Source organism: Virgibacillus ihumii (assembly GCF_902726655.1).
GTDB lineage: Bacteria > Bacillota > Bacilli > Bacillales > Amphibacillaceae > Lentibacillus > Lentibacillus ihumii.
On sequence record NZ_CACVAN010000001.1, the window covers coordinates 2,931,592 to 2,950,582 of the forward strand.

Annotated in this window: 17 protein-coding genes; 14 read left to right on the plus strand and 3 right to left on the minus strand. The window is 41.4% G+C overall.

What is annotated here, in order from left to right; genetic code table 11:
* Nucleotides 1–11: 11 nt before the first annotated feature.
* Together gltD and rocF are read left to right on the plus strand one after the other, a co-directional pair.
* Complete coding sequence (gltD, locus tag HUX68_RS14325; protein ID WP_174615453.1) at nt 12–1,502, plus strand: glutamate synthase small subunit; 1,491 nt, start codon at nt 12–14, stop codon at nt 1,500–1,502.
* 189 nt (nt 1,503–1,691) lie between these two features.
* A complete protein-coding gene (gene rocF / locus HUX68_RS14330) occupies nt 1,692–2,594 on the plus strand; it encodes an arginase (RefSeq protein ID WP_174615454.1) in 903 nt (300 codons plus the stop codon).
* A 155-nt stretch (nt 2,595–2,749) separates the two neighbouring features.
* On the opposite strand, the gene HUX68_RS14335 is transcribed toward rocF, so the two are convergent.
* Entirely contained in the window at nt 2,750–2,896 is a 147-nt protein-coding gene (locus HUX68_RS14335) for an aspartyl-phosphate phosphatase Spo0E family protein (protein WP_246206687.1), read from the minus strand.
* Between the two features lie 148 nt (nt 2,897–3,044).
* Between HUX68_RS14335 and sigW the strand changes: the two genes are divergently transcribed.
* The 10 genes from sigW (at nt 3,045) to HUX68_RS14385 (ending at nt 13,965) form a co-directional block, all read left to right on the plus strand.
* Nucleotides 3,045–3,608: an RNA polymerase sigma factor SigW gene (gene sigW, locus HUX68_RS14340; protein ID WP_174615455.1), complete on the plus strand. Its 564-nt coding sequence runs from the start codon at nt 3,045–3,047 to the stop codon at nt 3,606–3,608.
* A gap of 15 nt (nt 3,609–3,623) precedes the next feature.
* Nucleotides 3,624–4,262, plus strand: coding sequence for a zf-HC2 domain-containing protein (locus HUX68_RS14345; protein WP_174615456.1), 639 nt, complete (start codon nt 3,624–3,626; stop codon nt 4,260–4,262).
* Between the two features lie 222 nt (nt 4,263–4,484).
* A complete protein-coding gene (gene cdaA / locus HUX68_RS14350) occupies nt 4,485–5,306 on the plus strand; it encodes a diadenylate cyclase CdaA (RefSeq protein ID WP_174615457.1) in 822 nt (273 codons plus the stop codon).
* Entirely contained in the window at nt 5,299–6,528 is a 1,230-nt protein-coding gene (locus tag HUX68_RS14355; protein ID WP_174615458.1) for a CdaR family protein, read from the plus strand. The genes cdaA and HUX68_RS14355 overlap by 8 nt, the downstream gene beginning before the upstream one ends.
* A gap of 82 nt (nt 6,529–6,610) precedes the next feature.
* Nucleotides 6,611–7,957, plus strand: coding sequence for a phosphoglucosamine mutase (glmM, locus tag HUX68_RS14360; protein ID WP_174615459.1), 1,347 nt, complete (start codon nt 6,611–6,613; stop codon nt 7,955–7,957).
* 239 nt (nt 7,958–8,196) lie between these two features.
* Nucleotides 8,197–8,889 carry a response regulator transcription factor gene (locus HUX68_RS14365; RefSeq protein WP_174615460.1) on the plus strand — a complete coding sequence of 231 codons (693 nt, stop codon included), beginning with the start codon at nt 8,197–8,199 and terminating at the stop codon, nt 8,887–8,889.
* Nucleotides 8,889–10,268, plus strand: coding sequence for a sensor histidine kinase (locus HUX68_RS14370; protein ID WP_174615461.1), 1,380 nt, complete (start codon nt 8,889–8,891; stop codon nt 10,266–10,268). The genes HUX68_RS14365 and HUX68_RS14370 overlap by 1 nt, the downstream gene beginning before the upstream one ends.
* A gap of 73 nt (nt 10,269–10,341) precedes the next feature.
* The gene (locus HUX68_RS14375; RefSeq protein ID WP_174615462.1) at nt 10,342–11,385 is read left to right on the plus strand and encodes an ABC transporter permease; all 1,044 of its coding nucleotides are present in this window, start codon (nt 10,342–10,344) and stop codon (nt 11,383–11,385) included.
* Complete coding sequence (locus HUX68_RS14380; RefSeq protein ID WP_174615463.1) at nt 11,385–12,074, plus strand: ABC transporter ATP-binding protein; 690 nt, start codon at nt 11,385–11,387, stop codon at nt 12,072–12,074. The genes HUX68_RS14375 and HUX68_RS14380 overlap by 1 nt, the downstream gene beginning before the upstream one ends.
* Nucleotides 12,075–12,174: 100 nt before the next feature.
* Complete coding sequence (locus HUX68_RS14385) at nt 12,175–13,965, plus strand: S9 family peptidase (RefSeq protein ID WP_174615464.1); 1,791 nt, start codon at nt 12,175–12,177, stop codon at nt 13,963–13,965.
* 119 nt (nt 13,966–14,084) lie between these two features.
* Here HUX68_RS14385 and HUX68_RS14390 read toward each other — a convergent pair whose 3' ends face one another.
* A complete protein-coding gene (locus tag HUX68_RS14390) occupies nt 14,085–14,645 on the minus strand; it encodes a tetratricopeptide repeat protein (protein ID WP_246206688.1) in 561 nt (186 codons plus the stop codon).
* A gap of 69 nt (nt 14,646–14,714) precedes the next feature.
* A complete protein-coding gene (locus tag HUX68_RS14395) occupies nt 14,715–15,278 on the minus strand; it encodes a uracil-DNA glycosylase (RefSeq protein WP_174615465.1) in 564 nt (187 codons plus the stop codon).
* 501 nt (nt 15,279–15,779) lie between these two features.
* On the opposite strand from HUX68_RS14395, the gene glmS reads away from it, so the two are divergent.
* Together glmS and HUX68_RS14405 are read left to right on the plus strand one after the other, a co-directional pair.
* A complete protein-coding gene (glmS, locus tag HUX68_RS14400) occupies nt 15,780–17,582 on the plus strand; it encodes a glutamine--fructose-6-phosphate transaminase (isomerizing) (RefSeq protein ID WP_174615466.1) in 1,803 nt (600 codons plus the stop codon).
* A gap of 347 nt (nt 17,583–17,929) precedes the next feature.
* Nucleotides 17,930–18,976 carry an ArsR/SmtB family transcription factor gene (locus tag HUX68_RS14405; protein WP_174615467.1) on the plus strand — a complete coding sequence of 349 codons (1,047 nt, stop codon included), beginning with the start codon at nt 17,930–17,932 and terminating at the stop codon, nt 18,974–18,976.
* Nucleotides 18,977–18,991 lie beyond the last annotated feature (15 nt).

Here is an 18,991-nt window from a genome sequence, read left to right on the forward strand (position 1 = left end):
GAGTGAGAATGATGGGGAAAACAACCGGTTTTATGGATTACAAGCGTGAAGAGGCCAAAGAGCGTGATACTCTCACCCGGGTAAACGACTGGCAGGAATATGCTGCCCCTTTCTCTGATGAAGCATTAAGCAGACAGGGTGCACGTTGTATGGACTGTGGAACGCCTTTTTGTCAAATAGGAGAAGAAATCAATGGTGCGGCAACCGGCTGTCCAATATATAATCTGATTCCGGAATGGAATGACCTTGTTTATCGTGGACGATGGAAAGAAGCTTTGGAACGATTATTAAAAACGAACAATTTTCCGGAATTCACGGGCAGGGTTTGTCCAGCGCCATGCGAAGGATCGTGTACACTTGCCATTACTGATCCGGCAATTGCCATTAAAAGCATTGAGCAGACGATTATTGATAAAGGATTTGAAAACGGCTGGATTACACCGCGGGTTCCGGTTGAACGAACAGGAAAATCTGTAGCGATTATAGGGTCCGGACCGGCTGGATTAGCCAGTGCTGACCAGCTTAATCAAGCAGGACATATTGTAACAGTCTATGAGCGTGATGATCGTGCCGGAGGTTTATTAATGTACGGCATTCCTAACATGAAACTTGAAAAAGATGTCGTTGAAAGAAGGGTTCGATTGCTCGAACAGGAAGGCATTGATTTTGTAACCAACACCGAAGTAGGGTTGGATATTTCGATGGAAACATTAAAGGAAAAGCACGATGCGGTCATTCTTTGTACGGGGGCGCAAAAACAGCGGAATTTGATAATCGAAGGAAGAGATACAAATGGAGTTCATTTTGCAATGGATTATCTGACAGCTTCCACGAAAAAAATACTGGGGAACAGTATGGAAGAAAATAAATTCATTGATGCAAAAGATAAAGATGTCATTGTCATTGGCGGAGGAGATACTGGTGCTGACTGTATCGCGACAGCGCTTCGCCATAATTGCAATAGCGTTGTACAATTTGGCAAACATCCAAAGCTGCCAATGGCCAGAACAGAAAGCAATATGTGGCCGGAGTATCCGAATGTCTTCACAGTTGACTATGCGCATAGTGAAGCAACAGCTAATTTTGGAGAGGACCCAAGGCAATATTCCATCCAAACGAAACGATTTGTTTCAGATGAAGATGGAAATTTAATGGAGCTCCATACCGTTCAGATGGAAAAAATAAAAGATGAAAATGACAGGTTTGTAGTGAAAGAAATACCTGGGACTGAAAAGGTTTGGCCAGCTCAACTTGTATTTATTGCAATAGGGTTTGAAGGACCTGAATCAGAATTGTTGAAGCAGTACGGAATTCAAACAGACAACAATAAAGTTGCAGCAAAATATGGTGATTTTGCGACAAATGCAGAAAATGTTTTTGCGGCTGGCGATGCTAGACGCGGACAAAGTTTAATTGTCTGGGCAATAAATGAAGGCCGTGAAGTGGCTCATAAAGTTGACCGCTATTTAATGGGCAGTTCTGTATTGCCATCGTATTTGTAAGTGTGAACAATGAAAAATTCCTTTTAAAACAGGTGCATGATTGCCTCCAAAAAGAAAAAGTTCATAATCTAACCTGTCGCCATGATTTTTGAGTTATCAAATTATTAATGTATATATATACATTTTAATGTTGAGTTGAGTCATGGCGTTTTTTTTGGGTAGAATGAACAGACAGAGGAGGCGATAATGTTGAATAAGGATTTATCAATCATCGGTGTGCCAATGGATCTTGGTCAAAGCCGGCGTGGCGTTGATATGGGGCCAAGCGCCATTCGCTATGCAGGTGTTATGGAAACGCTTGAAAATTTACAATATCAGATAAGCGATCTTGGGGATGTGCCAATTTCACGTCCCGACAATAAACATGAATCGCAGGAAGGAAACTTACGAAACTTGAAGCAGGTGGCTGATGGTAATCAGAAACTGGCTGAAATGGTTGATAAAGAAATAAATAATAATCGGTTCCCGCTCGTTCTTGGTGGTGACCACAGCATTGCTATCGGAAGTTTGGCTGGGATTTCCAAGCACTACGAGAATCTTGGTGTCATCTGGTATGATGCGCATGGCGATTTGAACTCCGGTGAAACTTCACCATCAGGCAATATTCATGGGATGCCGCTTGCTATCAGCATGGGCATTGGCCACGAAAAATTGACAAACATTTTGGGCTATTCACCAAAAATTAAGCCTGAAAACATCGTCATTGTCGGTGCCCGTTCACTTGACCCTGGAGAAAAGGAACTGATTAAAGAGAGCGGAATAAAAGTTTATTCCATGCATGAAATTGACCGAATGGGTATGACCAGGGTGATGACGGAAACGATTGACTACTTGAAAGAACGGACAGACGGTGTTCATTTAAGCCTTGATTTGGACGGGCTTGACCCTGAAGAAGCACCTGGCGTGGGTACCCCGGTAATTGGCGGGTTATCCTACCGGGAAAGTCATCTGGCTATGGAAATGCTGGAAGAGTCCAATCTGCTTACTTCAGCTGAATTTGTTGAAGTGAACCCGATACTGGATGATAAAAATAAAACAGCAACAATGGCTGTCGGACTGATTGGATCATTGTTTGGCGAGAAATTGAAATAAAATGGATAGGAACTGACTTCAAAAGTCGGATTCAACCACAATAAAAAGCCCTTACTATCGTTAAGACAGTACGGGCTTTTTTCTGTCAGCATGAAAAAAAGACACCTCAAAGCTTGACATGTCTTTTCATCTCCATGCTATGCTTTTATTTTCATTTAATTCTGATACGTATTTAAAAGGTTATCCAGTCTTTTGCTGGATTCAATTACGATTTCAGAGGTTAATCCATGGTGGTTGCTTAAAATCATCATTTCATCCCGACATTCTTCGATTTTTTCCAATAATAATGAATTATTATCCACAAAACAACCTCCAATCTAGTATACTTACTATTAGAACCTACCCAAATTCAATTATATTTAAACAACTTCAAAGCAGAAAAAAATTTGAAACCTTTCGAGGGACTTATTCGTATGCGTATTACCGCATAGATGGCGGAGGTACAAATCAATGGAAACATTAATAAAAGAGAAAATTAAAAAGGTTAAAAAGGGAGATCAGACTGCTTTTGAAGATATAGTCTCGTTTTATCAGCATAAGATTTATCAGCATTGCTACCGTATGCTGGGAAATCGGCATGAGGCAGAAGATATAGCTCAGGAGGCATTCATCAGGGCGTATGTAAACATTCACACTTATGATGTGAATCGAAAGTTTTCCACCTGGCTGTACCGGATTGCAACCAATTTAACGATTGACCGGATACGGAAGCGAAAACCGGACTATTATCTTGATGCGGAAATAACGGGAACAGAGGGATTGAACATGTATTCGCAGCTTGCTGCGGACAATCGGCTACCCGATGAAGAAGCAGAAAGCATGGAGCTGCAACAATATATTCATCATGAAATAGCATCGCTTCCGTCTAAATACCGTGGCATTATTATTTTACGTTACCTCGAAGATTTTTCACTTAAGGAAATCAGTGAGATTATGGATATTCCGTTAGGTACCGTGAAAACCCGAATCCACCGGGGGCGCGAAGCTTTACGCAAAAAGCTTCGCCATGTGTAAAGGAGTGTGATCAACTTGAACTGCGATAATGAAGCAATTGAACTTATGCATAAATACCTGGATAATGATTTAATGAAAGATGAAGAAGAGAAGTTGCGGCATCATCTGGAGAATTGTGAACAATGCCAAAAGCATTTTCATGAACTGAAGCGCACGATTACACTTGTCCAGAGCACAGACCGGATTTCCGCTCCTTCAGGTTTTACGGAATCAGTTATGGGAAATCTGCCTGTGGAGCAAAAACGTATGCGGTATAAACGCTGGTTTAAAGCCCATCCGGTACTGGTTTCAGCTGCAATATTTTTCTTTTTTATGTTTACCGGAATATTTTCAGCCTGGAACCAGGACAGCGCACTCGTTGTCTCTAAACAGGAAAATCTGGTAATTCAGGGTGATACTGTCATTGTACCAGAGAATGTTACCGTTTCGGGTGATTTGCTGGTTAAAAATGGTGATCTCCGATTAGAGGGAACGGTGGATGGCAATGTCACCATTATTAATGGTGAACTGATTGATCAGCCAATTGAAGGCTCAGGGCTTATGGCATCTGTCGGTGAAGTGAATGGGGAGCTTGAGCAGGTTGATCAGGTCTTTGAGTGGGTCTGGTATCATATGAAGGACATGTTTGAGAATGTTTTTTCAATTGATGAATGATTTGGAAACGTAAGATATTATTAAGTCTGGTACAATGTTGCCAGGCTTTTTTTGGCATATATAACTTTCTTACCGGATAAGCGCAACTAAGGTCGTCAGCTGAAAGATTGATGCTGACTAAAGTTTTGCTAACATTTCAATACCGGATAGAGAATATGATATAATATACAATGGAATTCCAAATGGATGGGAAGAAGAATATGTGCAGAAGGAAGTGTGAACATGCTTGATGGGGGATTTGATTTTTTAAATCTGTTGCGAATCGGCGTAGATATTGCTCTCGTCTGGTATGTTTTATATAAATTAATAATGCTTATCAGGGGCACAAAGGCTATACAGCTTTTAAAAGGCATTTTGGTTGTGCTGGTTGTCTGGGTGCTCAGTAGAGTTTTTGAACTGCAGACGATTCAATACATAACAAATCAGGCGATTACTTGGGGATTTGTATTTATTGTCATTTTGTTTCAGCCTGAATTACGGCGGGCGTTGGAACAATTGGGGAGAGGGAATATATTTTCCAGAGGATCGAGGTCTGAGGAAGAAATACTGGAACAGAAAATTGAGGCCATTATACAGTCGTGTACATATATGGCAAAGCGCAGAATTGGAGCATTGATTTCGCTGGAGCGTGAAACAGGTATTGGTGATTATGCGGAGACTGGTATTCTGATTGACGGAAAGCTTACCCATCAGCTCCTTACGAATATTTTCACCCCGAACACACCGCTTCATGACGGGGCGGTCATCATTAAGGATGAGGAAATTATGGCTGCAGCCTGTTATTTACCGTTATCCGAAAGTCCGTTTATTTCAAAGGAGCTCGGCACACGGCACCGTGCTGCTATGGGAATCAGTGAAGTAACAGACGCTCTGACTATTGTGGTGTCAGAAGAAACCGGTAATATTTCCTGTACCAAAAACGGTGAATTAATGAGGGAATTGGATCGGGATGCATTGCGGGAATTTCTTCGCGCAAATCTGTCATCTTCATTAAAAACCTCTGAATCAAAGTCACGACATCGGAGGGGGAAGAATAATGGATAAATGGTTTAACAGCCGCTGGTTTGTCCGGGGTATTTCACTGATTTTTGCTGCAGTGTTATACATTTTTGTCCAGGTGGAGATTGATCAGTACGACAACGATGATTCGCGGATTTTTCCGAGTGGCAATGAAGAGGTGGCAACAATTGAAGAGATGCCGGTCAGTATCCGTATTGATGAGGATAACTATGTTGTTAGCGGTGTGCCTCAGACAGTTTCGGTGACGTTGGAAGGTTCTGAAAGCACACTGACTGCAACGGCAAGGCAGAAAAATTTTGATATATATGTTGATTTGGAAGGTTTGGAAGAAGGAACACATACAGTTGAATTGAAACATGCAAATGTACCTCGCGAATTAAACGCATATATCGAACCGAAAACAATAGAAGTTACGATTCAGGAACGTGCAACGGAAGAATTTACGGTATCGACAGATTTCATTAATACGGACAAGCTTCCACAGGGATATGAACTCGGTGAAAGCACAACTGAACCGAAAACTGTGGCAATAACCAGCTCCAAGGATATTATCGAACAGATTTCGATTGTAAAAGTGTTTGTTGATGTTTCCGGGTTAAAGGAACCGATTGACAACAGGGAAGTTCCTGTAAATGTCTATGATGCAAGAGGCAATGAATTGAATGTACAGATGGAGCCGGAAAGTGTTGAAGTTTCAGTGGATATCCAAAACCCAAGCAAGTCCGTTCCGGTAACATTGTCAACAATGGGCGAGCTGCCTGAAGGGTATACAATGTCATCTATTTCTGCTAATGTGGACAAAGTAAAAATTCACGGCAAGAGTGAAGTTTTAACAGGGATTGAAAAGGTTTCAACAGAAAAAATCAACCTTAATGATATAAATGAATCCGGAACAATTGATGTTGGCCTTGCCCTTCCTGATGGAGCACATATAAAGGGAAACAAAAAAATAGAAGTGGCAATTGAATTGGAACAGACCAGGACATTTCAGGACGTCCCAGTTGATGTGGAAAATGTGGGAGATGGACAAGAAGTAACATTTATTGAGCCGGAATCAGCTTCCATGGATGTTACAATCAACGGCTTACAAAAGCCTGTCAGTAATGTTTCTGCAGAGGATATAACAGCAACGGTTGATGCCGGTGGCCTTGATCCGGGACAGCACCAGCTTCCGGTTTCGCTCGAAGGACCTGAAAATGTGGAACTGACTGGTGAATTCGAGCAAGTGACGGTTGAAATCACCTGATAATGCACTGTATTGGATAACGGATGAATGAACGAATGTTACCCTCGTATGTGGGTGAACGGATATAAAGGAGAGATACAGCATGGGAAATTATTTTGGAACGGATGGTGTCAGGGGAATTGCGAACTCTGAGCTGACACCCGAATTGGCATTTAAATTAGGCCGCTTTGGCGGTTATTCCCTTACAAAAGGTGTGCAGAAACCAAAAATATTAATAGGTCGTGATACACGAGTTTCCGGTCATATGCTGGAAGGGGCTCTCGTAGCAGGGCTGTTGTCAATTGGCGCCGAGGTCATGCGCCTTGGCGTGGTTTCAACGCCTGGTGTTGCCTATCTGACAAAGGCTACCAGCGCTGAAGCAGGTATTATGATTTCTGCCTCTCATAATCCGGTGGCGGATAATGGGATTAAATTTTTTGGCCCGGATGGTTTCAAATTGACGGATGTACAGGAAGACGAAATTGAACAGTTGATGGATGGTGAAGATGATCTTCCACGTCCGACTGGTGCCGATATTGGCGTTATTAATGATTATTTTGAAGGTGGTCAAAAGTATCTCTCATTTTTGAAAGAAACAGTTGATAATGATTTTGAAGATATGGTAATTGCGCTGGATTGCGCACATGGTGCAACGTCGAGTCTTGCAACACACCTTTTTGCAGATCTGGAAGCTGATATCCATTCCATTGGATCATCGCCGGATGGACTTAATATTAATGACGGTTACGGTTCAACACATCCCGAATCATTGCAGGCTTTTGTCGTTGAAAAAGGTGCTGACATTGGTCTGGCTTTTGACGGTGATGGAGATCGTCTCATTGCTGTTGATGAAAAAGGCAATCTCGTTGATGGTGACAAGATCATGTATATTTGCGGAAAGTTTATGAATGATAAAGGTGTTCTTCGTCATGACACAGTTGTATCCACGGTGATGAGTAACATCGGTTTTTACAAAGCGCTTGAAGAGCATGGGATGCGCAGTGATAAAACAAAAGTCGGTGACCGTTATGTTCTCGAGGAAATGCTTAATGGCGGTTATAACCTTGGCGGTGAGCAGTCCGGGCACATCATTTTCCTGGATTATACAACAACCGGAGATGGCATGCTGACAGCTATTCAACTTGTAAATGTTATGAAAGAAACAGGAAAGAAACTTTCAGAACTGGCTGATGAAATGGAAATTTATCCGCAGGTTCTAAAAAACGTGAGAGTAACGGACAAGAAAAACGCTTTAACCAATCCTAAAATTCAGGAGGAGATTAATGCGGTGGAGGCTGAAATGGACGGTGAAGGGCGTGTGCTCGTCCGGCCATCCGGTACAGAACCGCTCGTCCGGGTAATGGTCGAAGCGCCGACAAAGGAAGCCTGCGAAAAATACACGAACCAGGTTGCAGCAGTTATCGAAGAATTGCTTGGTGTGAAAGAATAATTGGCATGTGAAATTGCTCTCATTTCCGGGAGCAATTTTTTGTGTTGATCCTGCACAGCTGATCAAAAAACGTGCGAAATGCCCGGTTAAACATGCGAACTACACGCCGGAGTGTGCAAAATGATATAAATGGATGAAATTCCCACTTTAGAAGTGAAGTTGGTCCGCACTGCCTGAACGCCGTTAACGCCGAATCATTCATATATCATACAGCTGATGCCAAAGGAGGAATTGCGGCTATGGTTTCCATTTTAATTACGGATGATGACCCGCATATTCGGGAGTTGCTACGCTTTTATTTGCATAAAGAAGGATATCGAGTGCTGGAAGCGAAAGATGGACAGCATGCCTTGAGTGTGCTTGAAGTCGAGAGTGTTCAGCTGGCCATCGTTGATATTATGATGCCGAATATTGACGGCTATGAATTGTGCGCCGAAATCCGTCAAACATATGATATTCCTGTAATCATGCTGACCGCCAAAGGGGAACTGACTGACAAGGAAAAAGGGTACACGGCAGGTACGGACGATTATGTCGTTAAACCGTTTGAACCAAAAGAGGTGTTATTTCGGATCAAGGCACTGCTGAGAAGGTTTCAATTGGCAAGTGAAGCGGAAATAAAACTCGGAAAGACGGTCATTAACCGGAAAAGCTATGAAATACATTCGAATGGTAAATTGATTATTCTTCCATTAAAGGAGTTTGAATTACTGGCACAATTGGCAAGCTATCCGGGGCAGATTTTTACCCGTGAACAATTAATTGAGCATGTTTGGGGAAATGATTTTATTGGCTTTGACCGGACAGTTGATGTTCATGTGAAGCGGCTCAGGGAGCGATTCACAGATAGTAAAGGTGATTTTACGATTGAAACGGTGCGGGGTAAAGGCTATAAACTGCACGCGCGGGATAATGATGGAGGAAGCAGTTAATGCGAACGTTATATGTACGGATTATTGTCATTACAATGGTGATTATGATAGCAAGTGCCATCATCGCATTTGCAGTGACCAATGTCTATTATCAGCAGTTTTTAAAACCGAAGAACGATGAAAAAGTGACCAGAATCGCAAGGGATATTGTTTCCATTTACAAACGGAATAACGGACAGCCGCTGCAAAAATACTTAGCGGACATTACAGATTTAGGGTACAAATTTTATCTGGTGAGTGAAAACGGCAAAACCGAAACGTTCGGCAGTCCGTTTGATTCGACTGATTTGCCTCAATCAGAAATTGAACGAGTATTAAACGGTAAAGTTTACCACGGGATTGCCAATTATCCGTGGAAACCTTTTGTGACTGGATTTTTTGACAACAAATTAAAAAACACCATCGGATTACCGGTCAAAGCCAATGGGACCCAATATGCATTGTTTGTGCGGCCGTTTACGACCCAGCAGTTCGGGGAAATGCGTATTTTTCTTGCTGTCTTGCTTGTGCTGGTTCTCCTGTTCAGTTTTCTGCTGATCTTGATTAGTACTCGTTTTATTGTGAAGCCGGTCGAGCGGCTGACCGATGCAACCAGGAAAATTGCAGCGGGTAATTATCATGTGAAGCTGAATGTAAACCGTCGCGATGAAATTGGTAGGCTTGCCAGCGATTTCAGCCAAATGAGCAATAATCTGCAAAAAACCGAGGAAAAAAGACAGGAATTTGTATCGAACGTCTCGCATGAAATTCAGTCCCCGCTTTCATCGATTCAGGGATTTTCTCAGCTGCTACGAGAGGAAGATATGACGGACGAAGAACGTACGTATTATTTAACAATTATTGAGAAAGAAAGCAGGCGACTTTCACAACTGAGCAAACAGCTTTTAACGCTATCATTTCTGGATAACGATCTCGATGAACGTGAACAACACACCATCATGCTGGGGGAACAGTTGAGAGAGGTCGTATCAGCTGTACAATGGCTGTGGAGCGAAAAGGGTATAACGGTTGAGCTGGAGGATGCGCCATTTCAGATTGTTGGCGACTCAAAACTGCTTTATCAGGTTTGGATGAATTTGCTGACTAATGCTATCCGGTATACAGAATCTGGTGGTACAGTCCAAATACATACAAAGGAGCATAATCAAACAGTTGATGTAACGGTTGAGGATAATGGTATCGGTATTGCAGAAAAGGATATCCCACATCTTTTTGACCGTTTTTATAAAGTGGATAAAGCCAGAACCAGAACGGAAAACAGCACGGGTCTGGGCTTGTCCATCGTAAAAAAAATAATTGAGCTTCACGGTGGAATTATTATGGTTGAAAGTGAACCCGGGAAAGGAACCGCATTCACTGTTTCCCTGCCAAAAACGTAATCAATCGTTCATTCTCTGTTCATATTCGATATCTATACTAAAGATATGGAGATGAAAGGAGTGAACGATTTTTATGTTTTTAGGAATCAGAGAATTACTGCATGCAAAATTTCGTTATATATTAATTGGAGTCATTATGGTTTTAGTGGCTGGATTGATTTTTATCATTTCCGGTTTGGCAAAGGGACTTTCATATGATAACGCATCGTCGATTATAACGATGGATGCAGATTACCTGGCGATTGAGGAAGGTGTGGAGAATCAGCTTACCCAATCCTCGCTCAGCGAATCTGCTGTGCAGAAAGTTTCATCTGCGGATGGCGTCCAAAAAGCCGTTCCATTAGCTGTGAAAATGAGTGCTTTTTCAAAAAAGGGAAACGACAAAACGATTGATGCGACATTATTCATGACAGATATGGACAGTATGTTGGTGCCACATGTTTCCGAAGGGGAAATGCCGACTGAATCGAATGAAGTGCTTGTCGATGATCAACTGAAAAAAGAAGGTATTTCCACTGGTGATACCATCACGTTTAAAGGCAGTAAACAGGAGTATACGGTCACTGGCTTTGCAGAAAATCAGCGTTACAGCCATACCTCTGTTGTATATGCGGAAAATAAAACGGAGCACTATAATGCCGTTGCGATTAAAGGAAACGCTAATAAGAAATTGGAGCAACACTATGATGTATTGACGAAAGACGAAATTTTGGCTGCATTGCCAAGCTACTCACAGGAACAGGCATCGCTCAATATGATGATCATCTTTCTGTACGTGATCGCAGCATTTGTGTTAGCCGTCTTTTTCTATGTGATTACGTTACAAAAGAAAGCACAATTCGGTGTGTTAAAAGCGTTGGGTGCTAAAACATCCTACCTGATGCGCAATCTTCTTGTCCAAGTAATAATTTTATCTGTTATTTGTATCGGAGCGGCTGCGGCAATGACGTTCGGGGTTGGGAAATTACTGCCGGAAGCTATGCCATTTGTATTAAGTTCAGATCGGATGCTGCTGTCTGCGGCATTGCTGCTGGCCGTTTCTGTTATCGGATCATTGGTTTCCTTGTCACAGGTCGTTAAAGTTGATCCAAAAGAAGCAATTGAGGGGGCAGAGTGATGACACTCAGAATGGAAAAGGTATCAAAGATCTTTCGCGATGGACCAAATGAATTCAAGGCTTTGGATAATGTAACGCTCGAGGTTAAAGAAGGGGAATTTATCGCTGTAATCGGTCCATCCGGTTCTGGTAAAAGCACTTTTTTATCAACTGCCGGTGCCTTATTGTCACCAACAAGCGGAACTATTATGGTGGATGGAGCAAACATCGAAAAACTTTCAGCAAAAAAGAAAACCATGCTGCGGCTGGAAAAGATAGGCTTCGTCTTCCAGTCTGCCAATCTGATCCCTTATTTAACCGTTAAGGATCAGCTGCGTGTGGTAAACGTGCTGGCCAAAAATAAACAGCGTTATGAGACAGAAGCGGAATTGCTGCGCCATTTCGGATTAGGCGACCGGCTTAAAAACTTTCCGAGTGCCTTATCCGGCGGAGAGAGGCAACGGGTTGCAATTGCCCGCGCATTAATCAATGATCCTAAACTAATCCTGGCAGACGAGCCAACGGCAAGTTTAGATTCGAAGCGGGGCCGTGAAGTCGTGGAAATGCTGGCAGCTGAGGTTCGTGAGCGTGGTAAGTCCGGTATCATGGTGACACATGATGAACGGGTGCTTGATTTGTGTGACCGCGTGTTGATGATGAAAGACGGGCAACTAGTTGAAGCAGCAACCGTTTTTCAAAAAACTTGGTGAAAAGCCAAGTTTTTTATTGTAAGAAAACTATCTCTCTTTTTTAAAATAGGATATAATTATTTTATAAGTAAAACAATTCTAAAACCTTAGGGAGGACCCGATGATACAATTTCCAAAACCAACTGTTGAGCAATTTTTTCGAACGTATGTCATTTCAAACTTTGACGTAAGCAGTGATGAGGAACGGCTCATTTTCAGTTCAAATCTGAATGGCAAAATGAACCTGTGGGCGATGGATTTACCGGAAACTTTTCCATATCTGTTTGCGCATCAGGATGAATCATGCAGCAGCATCAAATTTGATCCAAAAAACCGCTATGTTCTGGCTGGGTTTGACAAGGACGGCGATGAAAACCATCATATATATGCTATACCTGGTGAGGGCGGCTTGCCGCAGCCGCTGGTTACAGGTAATGCGGAAGAGAAGTATTTTTTGGCGGATGTAAGTGAGGATGGTGAACGTGTATATTACATTACTTCGGAGGAAAACCAAACTTTTTTAAATGCAAGAGTTCGCGATTTAAAAAACAATTCCGATACACTTCTGAATGTTGGCGAAGTATCCCCAACTGAGTTAGCAGCTATTTCCAATGATGAACAGGCGTTTGTTTACTTACGCGCTTTTGCAAACACGTTCGTGACCGGATTTGTCAAAGCGGGTGGGGAAACACACAACCTTACCCCTGATCCTGAAAAGGTACACGTTACATTTGATCCTATTTTTATTAATGACAAAACCATCCATTTTGTCACGAATTATGAGAGCGAATATAACTATGTTGCACAATTTGACCTTGATTCAAAGGAATTTTCGACAGTTGTAACCATCGATAATGAGAGTGTGGAAATGCTGAAATGGAATAAAGACCAAAATGCTTTATACCTTGTTACGGAAAATGGTGTGAGTGATTTGGTATATGTTTATGATTTAAAATTGGAAAAGCTGACAAAGCTAAACGCACCGGTTGATGCGATGGAACAGATACATGTTGCAAAGTCTGGTAATGTTTATTTGCTTGGCAGAAGCGCTACTGTTCCGCACAATATTTTTAAATCAGAAGATGGCAAGGTATGGCGTCAGCTGACAGATAACCGTGTACTTGGATTAAGCAGCAAGGATATGGTTGAACCGGATGTTGTTTCCTACAAGTCATTTGACGGTATGGAAATCGAAGCATTGTTGTTTAAAGCGAAACCGGAAAATAGTAACGGCTATACGATTTTTTGGCCACACGGTGGACCGCAAGCTTCCGAACGAAAATCATTCCGATCAATGTTCCAATGTTTTCTCAACCGCGGGTATACCATTTTTGCCCCAAACTTTCGTGGAAGTACAGGATATGGGTCTTCATTTGTAAAATTAGTCGAGCAGGATTGGGGAGAAGGACCCCGTTTAGACTGTGTGGCAGGAATTGAATGGCTATTTGAAAATAATGTTTCAAACCGTGAAAAATTATTTCTGGTTGGCGGCAGTTATGGCGGTTATATGACACTGCTGCTTCACGGTCGTCATCCTGAATATTTCAAAGCGTGTGTGGATATTTTCGGTCCATCTGATTTATTCACATTTGTTAATTCAGTACCACCACACTGGAAACCAATTATGGATCGATGGTTAGGTGACCCGGAGCGTGATAAGGAACGCTTTATCAAAGATTCACCAGTTACGTACTTGGATGGTATGACCAAGCCAATGCTTGTTATTCAAGGTGCAAAAGATCCACGTGTTGTTAAAGAGGAATCCGACAATATCGTTGCCAAGTTGAAAGATGAAGGTCGTGATGTTGAGTATCTTGTGCTCGATGATGAAGGGCATGGTTTCTCCAAAAAGGAAAACGAAATTAAAGTGTACTCCGGTATGTTGGATTTTTTGGAAAAGCATCAGGATTAGAATTGTTTAAAAGTGATACAGTTTAAATAGTTTTTTAAGTACAATCGCATCTGAAACAAAAAAGCAGCATGGTTTTAAAATCCCATGCTGCCTTAAAATTTTTATCTCCCAGAGTATTTCTAGTAATTATTTTCAATCCTGTACTCACAGGCTTCAACAGCCGATTCGCTTGAGAGGATCAATTCTTTATCATCCTTCCCCAATCGAAGTTCAAGTGCTTTTTTAAAGTATTCTAAAGCCCCTTTGAATTCGGCTTGATCAAACAGGTTCTTGCCATAATGTTCGTAAACAAAATCGAGGAAATCGCTATAATTACTGTCGGATTCAGCGGTTTCCAGCAAGTCAGTAAACATTTTATTGGAAAGGTCGAACTTAGTCCACCATTGGTATGTATGTGCCAGCCGTATCCTATTAGCGAAAACCCCATGCTTGTTATCAGTATTTTGGCAGATGTTGATTGCTGTTTTTAGATGTTTTTCGCTTTCTTCCAATTCGCCAACAATTCTTAAATAGGAACCCAGTAATCCATACCATTTCCCTTGCTCGCGTTCACCGAATTCATTAAGCCGTTCTCTGATATAGATCATTCCGCTAAGCATTTGAATTTTAGAAATCGGTACTTCCCGCAGGTTTGGTCCGAATGTGAATTTCATGTTGTACGGAATATCTGAAATGTTCATAGACAATCACCACTCCCATCTGCTTATATATTACCACGGCAGATGGGATTCTGCTAAGAAGGCAGGCCTTCATAAGTTTGCAAGAAATTCCCAGTCCTCAATAAATTTTTTCCAAAGGTTTGGTCGCCTTCTCACAGCAAGCGGATGATAGGAAACAGTGGTCGAATAACCGTGTACATGATGCACGTTGAGCCGCAATGATTTCACATCAACCGTATCATCCTGAAAAAAGGATTGCACTGCAACGTTTCCAAGACATAAAATGTGTTCCGGCTGGCTGTTTTGAAGTTGTTCTTTCAAATGATTCATACAAATTTTACGCACAGCTTCTTTATCGTATTTTCGCGTTGGCTTTCGCTTTAAAATGTAGGTAACGTAAAAATCATTACTATCAAGACCAATATGGTGGGCAGCTTTCTGAAGTGTCTGTCTTGTACCGCAAACAAACGGATTACCATTGCGGTCTTCACGGAGTCCTGGATTATCCAGGATAATCATTATCGAAGCATTGGGGTTGCCTTCTCCCCAGACCATTCTCGAACCATGCTCATAAAGTCCGCATTCACAGCACATTCTGACATTCTCAGGAGTTGGTATTTCCGGCCATGTCACCGGACAAAATTCAGTCGACATATAATACCTCCAGTCCATTTTTATGTATTCATAGCTTTCCGCAATATCATCCAAAACTTTCAGTAAAATTTTTTCCGGCACGCTATATGACTGAATTTCATACACATAATAGTGACCTTCCTAAAAAATGGTTGACCTTGATAGACATTTTCGGTTAAAATTTGGTGTACGCTTAATTGCAAAAGCGAATCATTCATTCAAAAACAGAAAGGTGGATAGTGTTTATTTAAACTTTTAAAGCGCCTGAACTATTCTTGGACCGTTGAAAATGGAATAGTTGACGAGGTGGAGGACATTCGATAACTCGGCGGGTACCTCCCGATTGCAGATCCCAATCGATAGGCTTTATTTTCCTAAAACAGCAAGGTGACTTGTTGTACAACGGAGTAAAGCAGGATGAGGAACAGATATACAATCACGAGAAAGGGGCAGCGAAACGCCCTATACAAATAAATATGGAAGGTCGTTTGTTGCCCCTTTTATACAAGGAGGAACAACGATATGTGTGGAATTGTAGGATATATCGGACGAAATGATACAAAAGAAATATTATTGAACGGACTGGAAAAATTGGAATATCGAGGTTATGACTCTGCCGGAATTGCTATGTTAAATGACGACCGAATGAACCTTTTTAAGGTAAAAGGCAGAATTGCGGCATTGCGGGATAAAGTGGATCACGATGTCCAATCAACGATGGGAATTGGTCATACACGCTGGGCAACGCATGGCGCACCGAGCGCAGAAAATGCACACCCTCATCAAAGCACATCAGGAAGATTTACACTTGTTCACAATGGCGTTATCGAAAATTACCAGGACTTAAAAAGTGACTATCTTAGTGAAGCTGTTTTTGCAAGTGAAACGGATACGGAAGTCATTGTGCAGCTGGTTGAAAAAAATTTTGAAAAATACCAGAATACTGCTGAAGCTTTTCGTAAAACAATCAGCCTTTTAAAAGGATCTTATGCAATTGGTCTGATTGATAACGAAGACAGTGAGACGATTTATGTTGCGAAAAATAAAAGTCCTTTGCTGATTGGTTTAGGCGATGGGTTCAATGTTATTGCAAGTGATGCGATGGCAACACTTAAAGAGACAGATCAGTATCTGGAAATCTTTGATCAGGAAATTGTGCTGGTAAGCCGTAATTTTGTCGAAGTGCAAAAGCTTGATGGTAAGGTTGTAGATCGTAAACCATTCACAGCGCAAATCGATGTGAGTGATACGGAAAAAGGGACCTATCCTCACTTTATGCTGAAGGAAATTGATGAACAGCCGTTTGTTATGCGCAAAATTATCCAGGAATACCAGGATGAAAATAATGATTTGAAGCTTGATCAGAATGTGCGCAAAGCAATGAAAGAATGTGACCGTGTCTATATCATCGCTGCAGGAACAAGTTATCATGCAGGATTGGTCGGTAAACAGTTTATTGAAAAACTGGCAAAAATTCCAGTTGAAGTCCATGTGGCAAGTGAATTCTCATATAATATGCCACTGCTGTCGGAAAAACCATTGTTTATTTTCATCTCACAAAGCGGTGAAACCGCCGACAGCCGTGCCGTTCTGGTAAAAATTAAAGAATTGGGTCATCCGGCACTGACAATTACCAATGTGCCGGGATCAACCCTTTCTCGTGAAGCAAATTACACATTAAATCTCTATGCAGGACCGGAAATAGCTGTAGCATCAACAAAGGCATACACTGCACAAATTGCTGTTTTAGCAGTATTGGCAGTTGATTCAGCCAGAGCAAAAGGAATCGAACTTGACTTTGACCCAATGCAGGAGCTTGCAATCGTTGCAAATGCAATGGAAGTATTAACGGATCAGAAAGAAGCGGTGGAGGACTTAGCGAGAGACTACCTGTCCGTTTCGCGCAATGCATTCTTCATTGGTCGGAGCACAGACTACTATGTCTGTCTGGAAGGCGCACTGAAATTGAAGGAGATTTCCTATATTCAGGCTGAAGGCTTTGCCGGCGGGGAACTGAAGCACGGAACGATTGCATTAATCGAAGACGGAACACCGGTAATTGCACTGGCAACTCAGTCAGAAGTGAATTACGGAATTCGCAGCAATGTGCAGGAAGTCGAAGCGCGCGGTGCAAATGCAATGGTCATCAGCATGCGCGGTCTTGAACAGGATACTGATGCATTCGTTGTACCACAAGTACATGAACTGCTGACACCACTTGTAAGTGTTGTACCGATGCAGCTGCTCGCATATTACGCCGCACTGCACCGTGACTGTGACGTTGATAAGCCAAGAAACCTGGCCAAGAGCGTGACGGTTGAGTAAGGACAGCATATAAGAAATCGGATTTTGTGGCTTTGAAATAAAGTCGTACCGTTTGTAAAAAAGATGTACCGTTTAAAATAAAGTTATATTGTTTCGCCCCTTTGGATAATTATTGCCCAAAGGGGTTTTTTATGGTAAAAATAAGGTGATTGAATCTTCAGCAATCGGGCCAGTTAATTGAATAACTTCTTGTGCAGTTCTGAAATGATTTTACTAAATAAATGGACAGTATTTAAATAGAAGGACCGTAGACATTCCTAAAAAGAATGTCTTTTTAATATACTTTTATTCAAAATACATTGAATAATATGTTCTATTAATTTAGAATAAAAGCAGGAGGCGATCACATGGATTTATTAACGACAGGGATAAGACGAAAGAGGGAAAAATATACCGTTGAGATAAAAAGCTCTCTTTTGTGGGAATCGGCATTAGGGATAGCGGCTATTACGAATAAAGCCCTAACCAGCACTTTAGACCTCTCTGAAAAAGATCAAGGATTGATTTACCAATCTTTAACTAAAGACATGAAAGAGCAACTTGAATATGTTCAAACACACAACACATGGAAGACTCTTCTGCAAATTTTACATCAAAAGGATTTTGAGGATTTAGCTTCGTTTAATAAATATGTAAAGAGTTTATCTTCCAGAGAATTAAAGGGAATTGCAATTCCTTTTCTGGGGGAAGAAGCAGAAGCATTTAAAAATGAGCTGTCAAATGGATCAGAAAAAGCACTTGAAGAACTACAATACCTCACAAAAGATCACACTTTTTTTCCGACATACTTAGAATTTATTCATAAAGTACCTATTGAAAAATTGAAGGCTCACTTGATTGAAGTGATGTCTGGTTGGTTTAAAGCAATTATAGAGCCTTATAAAGGAAAATTGGAACCTATTCTTTTAAGGGATAAAGCTTTGAAAGAAAAGATGCTCAATAATTTCGAACCAGATCAGTTTGTTGAATGGGCAACAGACGGTGTGGAATATCCCGTAGAGCCAAGTGTACATAAGGTTTTACTTATCCCTCATTATATTTATCGCCCCTGGAATGTTGAAGCTGACTTGGAGGGCGTAAAAGTTTTTTATTATGCTGTAGCAAACGAAAGCATCTCTGGTGAAAGCAGACTTGCTCCTAATAAACTCTTAGTACAAAGGTATAAAGCGTTAGGAGATGAGACTCGTTTAAAAATCTTGAAAATAATTAAAGAAAATAATGTAACTCTTCAAGCGTTAACAACTGAGTTGGAGTTGGGTAAAACAACTGTTCATCATCATTTAAAAATCTTAAAGTCTGCAAGGTTAGTTTCCCAGAGTTCAAATGGATATGGAATCGTTGATAAAGCGATAGAGAGTCTACCAGCAGAACTAAAACTTTACCTAGAAAGTTAATAAAGGGGGGAAGCT